This window comes from Desulfacinum infernum DSM 9756, from assembly GCF_900129305.1.
GTDB lineage: Bacteria > Desulfobacterota > Syntrophobacteria > Syntrophobacterales > DSM-9756 > Desulfacinum > Desulfacinum infernum.
The window spans coordinates 1-8,155 of sequence record NZ_FQVB01000068.1; the positions used below are offsets into that span (position 1 = coordinate 1).

An 8,155-nucleotide genomic window follows, 5' to 3' on the forward strand; every position below is an offset into this window, starting at 1 on the left:
AGGATCTCTTCAATGCGATTTGCTAATCCTTTTAATTGTTTGGGCTCGAGGTCCAGCTTTCCCAAATTGAGAAGAGTCCTCTGCCTAGGCCCCTTGGGAGTCCTGTAGGACTCGACCAACTGGTGGTAGAAGTAGGTGGTTCCCGTTTGGTGATCTTTTTTTCTGACTCGTCGAATGAACATAGTAGCAGGACATTAGCATGAGGAGAGAAGGCGAGTCAATGCTGGCCGTCTATTTTCTACCACTACACCGAATTTTCGGGGCCTCATCAACGACCTTTCAGATAGTTAGATGAGCAAAATCGGTACACTGTCGCACTATGCAGCATATAGATGACAAACTTGGGTTACGGGCCCGGCGCGCTCATCGATCTTCCGAATCTGTCGGTCGTCACCATGGGGTTGGACCGCTGGGATGTTCATCAGTGTCTCCCGGTAGAAGAAGCCCGGTTGCTCGCCGCCGTCCGTCGTGTTCTCGGCCCGCAAGTCGAACGGCTACGCGTACCTCCGTTCATGCGAGAGGAGGGGGCGAGTCCCATGTCGGCCGAGGGCAAGATCGGCGTGCCGGTCCGTCCTTTTCCGAGGTGGTTGAGGTGCGTGAAATGCGGTTTGCTGGCGGAGTACGATTCGGGATTGTTCGATATCAAACCTTACCCATACCGTCCAGAAATGACACATTTCGTGCATTCCAATTGCGAGAAGGGCAGAAACGCCGACGCCGTTCCGGCCCGTTTTCTCTTGGCATGCAGAAATGGACACCTTGACGATTTCCCTTGGCATTGGTTCGTGCACGGAGGGCCATCCGACTGCAGAGGAACGCTACGCTTTTTCGAAAGAGGTGCGTCCCTGCAGACCGAGAACCTCTGGGTGAAATGCGACGCTTGCGACTCCGCACGTTCCCTTGTCCACGCTTTTGGGAGAGAGGCTCAGCAGAATCTTCCCGCTTGTCGGGGACGGCACCCTCACCTTGATGTCTTCGACGACTCCTGTGACGAGCCGCCGCGGGCCGTTCTTCTTGGCGCCACGAACAGCTGGTTCCCAGTTACTCTTTCGGTTTTGGCCATTCCCCTCGTAAAAAGCCAACTGGGGCAGTTGGTGCTTGATGGCTGGGAATACTTCGCGGATGTGGAGTCCGTTGACGAACTGAAAGTCGTCGTGAAAACCCTGGTCAAGAGTGGAAGCCTTCCAGGGATCGAACGATTCGATCCGGACGATGTCTGGCGATACGTTCAGGAACGAAAGGAAGGCAGGAACGAGCAAACGATTATTTCAGAAGGAGACATCAAAGGGCCGGAATGGGAGGTGCTTACTGCAGCGACTCCTCCGACTGATTGGCCACAGTTCATGAGCAGGCCCGAGGTGGCACCGTCATCGTACAGAGACAGGATTTCCGGTGTCTTGTTGCTGGAACGCCTTAGGGAAGTGAATGCGTTGATCGGTTACACCCGTGTCGAAGCTCCGGAAGAGAGCACCGATCCAGAAGACCGCCCTCCAATGGCGGCACTGTCACGGGGACGACCGGATTGGGTGCCTGCTTGCGAAGTGCACGGCGAGGGCATCTTCATCCGATTCGACGAACAAGCCGTCCGAAGCTGGGAAACACGCAAGGCCGTAAAAAGGCGTAGCGATAGGCTTGAAGCGGGACATAGAGGTTGGCGGAATGCCCGTGGATTGAATCCCGACGAGGGGTATCCTGGCATTCGATACGTCATGCTGCATACGTTCGCCCATCTGTTGATTCGTGAGATGGCTTTGGAATGCGGATACAACGCGGCCAGTATCCGCGAGCGAATCTATGCAAGTTCCGACTCGGATTCCCCGATGGCCGGAATCCTGATCTATACGGCGGCTGCCGATTCCGATGGAACGCTTGGCGGATTGGTCGAACTCGGCAAGTCCGAGAACCTCGGTCGTCTCATCGACCAAGCCCTTGACCGAGCCTCGGTATGCTCGTCGGACCCGTTGTGTTCGGAGCACAATCCAAGTGTGGATCGTTCGTTGCACGTGGCGTCGTGCCATGCGTGCACGTTTGTGGCGGAGACATCCTGCGAACGAGGAAACCGGTACTTGGACAGGGCGTTGCTCGTGGATACTTTCGAATGCCGCGATGCGGCCTTCTTCGGGAGGCAGTATGAAGACCGTGGATGAGCTTTGGCAAATCATCGCCAAACTGGGATTGGAGTTGCATCCCGATCGAATGGCCGCGGTCGCGACGAAAATCGAGACTCTGGGTTCAATGGAACAGTTAGCATTGGTCAAGTCGAGCTTTGGTCCCAACGTAGACAAGTCTCTGATCGCTCACTTGGACGGCGCATGGCGCGCAGCCAAAACAGTCCGTCCCCGCGAAATAGCGGCTGCACTGAGGGCGGCCTCGGCCACGGCAGCGCTTCACGAAAGGCACGGTACCGTCGAACTGGTCTGGACCGGTCCTTCGACTGGTATGGTCCCGGTTCGACAAACGGAGCAGGTGCTTTGCGAGGTCATTGAGTCGGCACGAAGCAGACTGTTCATCGTGAGCTTTGTGGCATACGAAGTCGGTCACATCACCAAGGCGTTACAGGATGCCGCCGGACGTCGGGTTCGGGTCGACGTATTGTTGGAATCATCGATCGATCATGGCGGCAACGTCAGCGTGGATTCGGTGAAAATGATGAAGGATACTGTTCCTTCCGCGAACGTTTACGTGTGGGCTGCCGGAAATACGGGAAAGGAGTCCTCTGTCCAACCAGCGGGTTCGGTGCATGCGAAATGCGCCGTTGCCGACGGAAGAATGGCCTTTATAACCAGTGCGAATCTGAGTAGGGCGGCGATGGAACGAAACATGGAACTCGGCGTTCTCGTCAGGGGCGGTCACCTACCGGTTGAACTTCATAGTCATCTTGATGCGCTCGTGGCGACAAAGATAGTGGAACTGGTTTGAATGGATACTGTCGACAAGAAAACGCGATCACGGATCATGGCCAGTGTTGGCCAGCGCGACACGGGGCCAGAAATGCGCCTTCGCCATATTCTTCACCGACTTGGGCTACGCTACCGATTGCATGACAAGAAGCTGCCGGGATCCCCGGATCTCGTTTTCCCTCGTTTCCATGCAGTAGTGTTTGTTCACGGCTGTTTCTGGCATGTTCACAAAGGCTGCCAGTTTTCGACTCGGCCTTCTTCCAGGAAAGAATTCTGGGAGAAGAAATTCGAAGCGAACGAAAAACGTGACAAACGCAACTACGAGGCCCTTGCGGCAAGCGGCTGGCGAGTCCTCGTCGTTTGGGAGTGCGCTATAAAGGGCCTAAAGGACTCCGAATTGGCGGACCTCGGTTTGCTGGTAGCGAATTGGCTGAAGTCGGACGAGCGATACAGAGAGATCGGTAAAGACGATGTCGCCTGATTCTCTTGCCAGACGAGAAAAAGAGGGATTTCACGCCGTTCCGACATCGGGAGGAATCACTTCATGACAGAAAACGATCACCCCTATCGAATGACCATTGACCTCAACGTATTGGATCATCTTGGGATCAATCTTTATAGCAACGTTGCCGCAGTTCTGACAGAAGTCGTCGCGAACGCCTGGGATGCCGATGCAGAATGCGTCACGATCTCGTTCGATATCGACAACAACATCATCGTGGTCGAAGACGACGGGATCGGCATGACCATCCAGGACATGAACGAGAAGTACTTACGGGTAGGCTATCGCAGAAGGGAAGCCGAGCCCACAGTCACAGAGAAAGGCCGAAAGGTAATGGGGAGGAAAGGGCTCGGCAAGCTTTCTCTTTTTTCGATTGCAGATACCGTCGAAGTCCAATCGTGCAAGGACGGCCAACGTCACGGTCTGCGCATGAATTCGTCCGGAATTCGAGAAGCGACGATAGAGCGGTCTTCGGAGTATCTTCCGGATGTCTTGAATGAAGACGAACTTGAGGTCACCAAGGGAACCGTCATTAGGCTGACCGACTTGAAGAAAAGTCGTCTCGGAGTCACAGGTAGTGCGCTTCGGCGTCGCCTGGCCAGACGTTTCTCGATAATCGGGAGCGACGACTTCCGGGTTTTCATCGACGATGTCGAAGTGACGGTGAGAGACCGTGGGGATCTGGAAGTTGTTCAGTTCCTTTGGAATATCGGAGATGGTGTCGACTACTCGGATTTCTGCCCGGGTCTGAAGGAACGAGAAACGAGAAGCGGCGTTATTGATGGACGGTCGGAGGATTGGTTCGTTCGTGGATGGATAGGAACCGTTTCCAAACCGAAGCAACTCGAAACGGATGCAGGTAATTTGAATTCGATCGTCGTTCTTGCGCGAGGTCGACTTCTCATTGAAAATGTGTTGGACAAGATCAACGACGGCCGTCTGTACACCAAATACTTGACGGGGCAGATTGAAGCGGACTTTCTCGACAGGGACGACCTCGACGACATCGTGACGAGCGACCGGCAGCGCGTTCTGGAGAACGATGAACGATACGAAGCCCTGATGGACTTTTTGCGATCGTTATTGAACCAGGTCGAGTCGAAATGGAGTGAATGGCGGAGAAAACATGGTGCCGAGGAAGTCACTCAAGAGCACCCAGCACTCGCCGAGTGGCTTGATTCGCTGCCAGAAGGCTATCGGGAGCACGCAAAGGGAGTGATAGCGAAAGTGGGGGCGATCCCCGTCGAAGACAAGTCCGACCGAAAGGATTTGCTCCGTCACGCGGTATTCGCATTCGAACGGCTGAAACTCAAGGGAGCGGCAGACGCTCTCGCCGAGGCTTTGGATGGTGGCATCGAAGACCTGTTGAAGCTTTTGGCTGACCAAGACGTACTAGAATCGTCATTGTATCGTGATATCGTCACGTCAAGACTTGACGCGATCAGGGCGTTTAGAAGTCTCGTCGACGAGAATGCCAAGGAAAGGGTATTGCAGGAATTTCTATTCAAGGATCTATGGCTTCTCGATCCTTCTTGGGAAAGGGCGACTGGCAGTGAGTTCATGGAATCGAGACTCAAGGCCGAGGGCGTTATCGTTGACGATATGACGGAAAAGGAAAGACTGGGGCGTGTGGACATCGCCTACCGGACGACCGCGGGGAAACACGTGATAGTGGAGCTGAAACGTGCCGGAAGGCAGATGAAGCTGCTTGAGTTGGTCGAACAAGGTCAGAAGTATGTCGATGCGTTGAAGAAGATATTGGCGGCACAAGGTAACGCTTCACCGAACATAGAAGTAGTTTTTGTAGTTGGACGCCCCCTGGAGGAGGAAACATCGAATCCTGAACGGGTTAAGTCATCCATGGAATCTATTTCGCCTGGCTCAAGGATCATACACTACGACGGACTCATTAAGGGTGCACTGGACTCGTATGCCGCTTACCTTGAGGCGAGCGATGCCGCCGACCGTATAGGACAACTCGCGGAGAAACTTTGAGGCTTTATGGCACGGTCGTTCAGTCTTGTCGATCAGAAATTGGCCGAGGCCGACTTCTTTCTGAAGAAACTCAAGGAAGCAGGCTTCGATTTCTTCGCAACTCGCTGCTATGCAAGCGCTTTCACCACTGCAGCGAGATCCGTCACTTATGCGATCCAGGCAGTCATGAAACCCGTGCCAGGATTCAAAGACTGGTACACGCAACGACAAAAAGAACTACAGGCTGATCCGACGGCGCGTTTTTTTCACCTGTTGAGAACGATCAGCCACCATGTAGGTGATAATCTTGTATCTGGCGGAAGCGGCGGGCCCAATCAGCCAACCAGATACTGGTTCATGCCAACCAAGGACCTCCCGGAGGTACCACAAGAAGACGTCGTGACCGCTTGCGAGCAATACATGGTCATGTTAGTCGACTTGGTGTATCGTTGTTATACCGATTTCGGTCCGGAGATCAATTCACACCAGCACTATACTGCCGAGCATTTCGCCAAACTAGGGAAGACAATCGAAGATGCCGAGGAGGAGCTGTTCGGGGTTCGCGGGTGGACCGAAGTTCCTGGATACTCGGAGGATTATCGTTGGCAAGCCATCCGCGACTCCTTGGTGGGATGCGAGATTGATCACCTGTTCATGGAATACATCGGGAAGGAAGCTCCTCGGCCAGCGGGACCAGACCAGACGAATGTTCCGATTCAATGTGATTGATGACAAGCTGTGACGTGAGCCCTGCTCGGGTGAGGGAAATCGAATTCAACCCCGTTTCCGCCCCGCCGGAAACGGCCTGCTCTTTGATAACTCGTTGAATTACGAAGGCTTACGGCTTGACAGGCGAATGGAGAAGGGTTATGAAGAGGGTTGCAGGTGGGGAGCCAAATTTAACCCGCTGAATTTCCACGGTTCTTATTTGATGGACGACCCCAAGGGGCGGTCCCCTTGGGGTCTCTACGTTTCTGGCGTGCCCACAACCACTTACGCCCGTCTGCGCATTTACCCTGATTCTCAGTTTCAAAGTCCGCAGTCCAGTGGGCGGGCGCAATCTAGGGGTTATGGGCGCTCACTCAGAATATCCTTTCCGAATTTTTCGGTTCTCCGTTTGTTGCACCGCGTTGTTTTACAGCTCGCTTGCATCCGGGCGCCCGCTTCGACATTTCGAACTCACCTCCGGTAGATACCTGCCGAAAACCGGACTAATGACGCAAGCGGATTCCCAGACAGCGGAAATGGCCGCGCGGTTGGAGACCCTTGTGGGTGCTGGCGGGACACCGCCTTCGGGTGGTGTCGAACGGTCTCCCTTCGTTTCTCCCGAAGTTCACACACAAGTGAAAGGAGGATGACGCGCCCTTTCTCATCCTCAATGACGCATGGCTCAGGGTGGTCAAAATTCGGTTGTCACTCGGAGGGAAATGCGTGCACGGGAGAATGTCGTGCGTCTCAGGTATCAACTGCCCCGTGGTGACGGAGGCTGGCAGCGTGTACCCCAAAAAATAACCTCCCCGCCCAAAACTTCTTTTCCCCTTTCCTCACAAACAAAAACTTCAGTCGAGCAGAGGAAAGGAGGAGACAATGGGAGTCAGACTCATCGAAGAAGGCGACAAGGTTTATCTGGACGGCAAGACCTTCGACCACAAGACCCTCATCAGCCAGGCCGGCGGCCAATGGGACGCCGACCGGAAGATGTGGTATTTCGGCGCGGACCAGATGGACGTCGCCCGCGAAGTGGCCCGGGCCATCCCCGACCCGGTTCACCCGGAGGCGCAAGTGATCGGCCATGCCGTTTACAAGGAAAAGACCTACCCGGTCCTCTGGGCCGGCGAGACCAAAACGGGCCGAGAAGCCCTTAAACTCGCTTTCGCGAACGGCAGCGACTCGTTCTGGGTGGACGCGGACAAGGCCGAGTTCAAGGCCCTCGAATCACCGATCCCCTGGGAAGAATACAGGGACATGGTGCGCCCCTGCTTCGGCCCCAAGATTTTCGGCGCAACCAGAGATCCCCACGCCGACCTGCGGGACCGCCTGATCGTCGTACCGTTCCTCCGGCCGGAGGACACCTCCATCCTGGCGGCCCTCAAAACCCCCACATCCACCTCGGAAGACTGGCAGGCATGGAGAGGAAGGCTCTACGCGCTCTATCTCACGCAGTTCGCCGCCATGCGGGACGTGGCCCGCTCTCTAGCCCAGGAGCAAGGCAACAATAACGCCCGGCGGGGCGAACTGCTGCGGCCCATGGTCGCCATCATGCGGTTTTGCCGGGTGGACGAAGACATCATCGAGGAGGTCTGTGACAGAGTGGAACAGCGCATCGACGAAATCCGGCCGTCGATTACCCGCCTCGACGAGCAGGTTCTCATGATCGTGTGGGAGATCCTCCACGAACAGGGCGGAGGATACGTCGAGATCCCGATTTCGTCGATTCGCCGGCGCTGCGCCGAAAACGAAGACCTCAAGATCGCCAGCTACGAGAACGTAGTCTGGGAAATCCTGAAAAGAAACGGTGCTTATCTCAAGAGTAAGCGGAGGGCGGGAGAAATCGTCATCATGACCAACGAACGCTGCGTGCATCGGGCACTCGAACGCCTGGGATGCGACCTGGAAGAAATTTCGCCGTCCAGGGAGCAAGATTCGCTCGCTCCGCGCCAGATCGCTATCCCGCTCGCACGACGCGCATGCACTTACTAATCTATCTTCCACCACACCCTCTCTCCCCCTCTCTCCGAGAAGGAGAGAGGGGGAGGGTTCGCCAACCGCCCGGCTCCGT

General features: G+C 55.3%; 7 protein-coding genes. 6 read left to right on the forward strand and 1 reads right to left on the reverse strand.

Features of this window, described 5'->3' with window-relative positions:
* Positions 1-182, reverse strand: a 182-nt coding sequence (locus BUB04_RS20445) for an IS1634 family transposase N-terminal domain-related protein (RefSeq protein WP_492215219.1), incomplete at its 3' end; no start/stop codon positions are given.
* A 150-nt stretch (positions 183-332) separates the two neighbouring features.
* Here BUB04_RS20445 and drmB point away from each other — a divergent pair.
* From drmB to BUB04_RS18465, 6 genes are all read left to right on the forward strand, one after another.
* Positions 333-2,147, forward strand: a complete 1,815-nt coding sequence (gene drmB, locus BUB04_RS18440; RefSeq protein ID WP_073042243.1) for a DUF1998 domain-containing protein — start codon at positions 333-335, stop codon at positions 2,145-2,147.
* A complete protein-coding gene (gene drmC / locus BUB04_RS18445) occupies positions 2,131-2,919 on the forward strand; it encodes a DISARM system phospholipase D-like protein DrmC (protein WP_245795241.1) in 789 nt (262 codons plus the stop codon). The genes drmB and drmC overlap by 17 nt, the downstream gene beginning before the upstream one ends.
* Positions 2,920-3,381, forward strand: coding sequence for a very short patch repair endonuclease (locus tag BUB04_RS18450; RefSeq protein ID WP_073042245.1), 462 nt, complete (start codon positions 2,920-2,922; stop codon positions 3,379-3,381).
* Positions 3,382-3,444: 63 nt separating this feature from the next.
* Positions 3,445-5,397: a BbrUII/HgiDII family restriction enzyme gene (locus BUB04_RS18455; RefSeq protein ID WP_073042248.1), complete on the forward strand. Its 1,953-nt coding sequence runs from the start codon at positions 3,445-3,447 to the stop codon at positions 5,395-5,397.
* Positions 5,398-5,403: 6 nt separating this feature from the next.
* Positions 5,404-6,105: a hypothetical protein gene (locus BUB04_RS18460; protein WP_073042250.1), complete on the forward strand. Its 702-nt coding sequence runs from the start codon at positions 5,404-5,406 to the stop codon at positions 6,103-6,105.
* 858 nt (positions 6,106-6,963) lie between these two features.
* Positions 6,964-8,076, forward strand: a complete 1,113-nt coding sequence (locus BUB04_RS18465) for a hypothetical protein (RefSeq protein ID WP_073042252.1) — start codon at positions 6,964-6,966, stop codon at positions 8,074-8,076.
* Positions 8,077-8,155: the final 79 nt, after the last annotated feature.

Excerpts from the sequence above, each read along its gene's own strand:
- drmB (WP_073042243.1), top strand. The coding sequence starts at position 333 with ATGACAAACTTGGGTTACGGGCCCGGCGCGCTCATCGATCTTCCGAAT.
- drmC (WP_245795241.1), top strand. The coding sequence starts at position 2,131 with ATGAAGACCGTGGATGAGCTTTGGCAAATCATCGCCAAACTGGGATTG.
- BUB04_RS18450 (WP_073042245.1), top strand. The coding sequence starts at position 2,920 with ATGGATACTGTCGACAAGAAAACGCGATCACGGATCATGGCCAGTGTT.
- BUB04_RS18455 (WP_073042248.1), top strand. The coding sequence starts at position 3,445 with ATGACAGAAAACGATCACCCCTATCGAATGACCATTGACCTCAACGTA.
- BUB04_RS18460 (WP_073042250.1), top strand. The coding sequence starts at position 5,404 with ATGGCACGGTCGTTCAGTCTTGTCGATCAGAAATTGGCCGAGGCCGAC.
- BUB04_RS18465 (WP_073042252.1), top strand. The coding sequence starts at position 6,964 with ATGGGAGTCAGACTCATCGAAGAAGGCGACAAGGTTTATCTGGACGGC.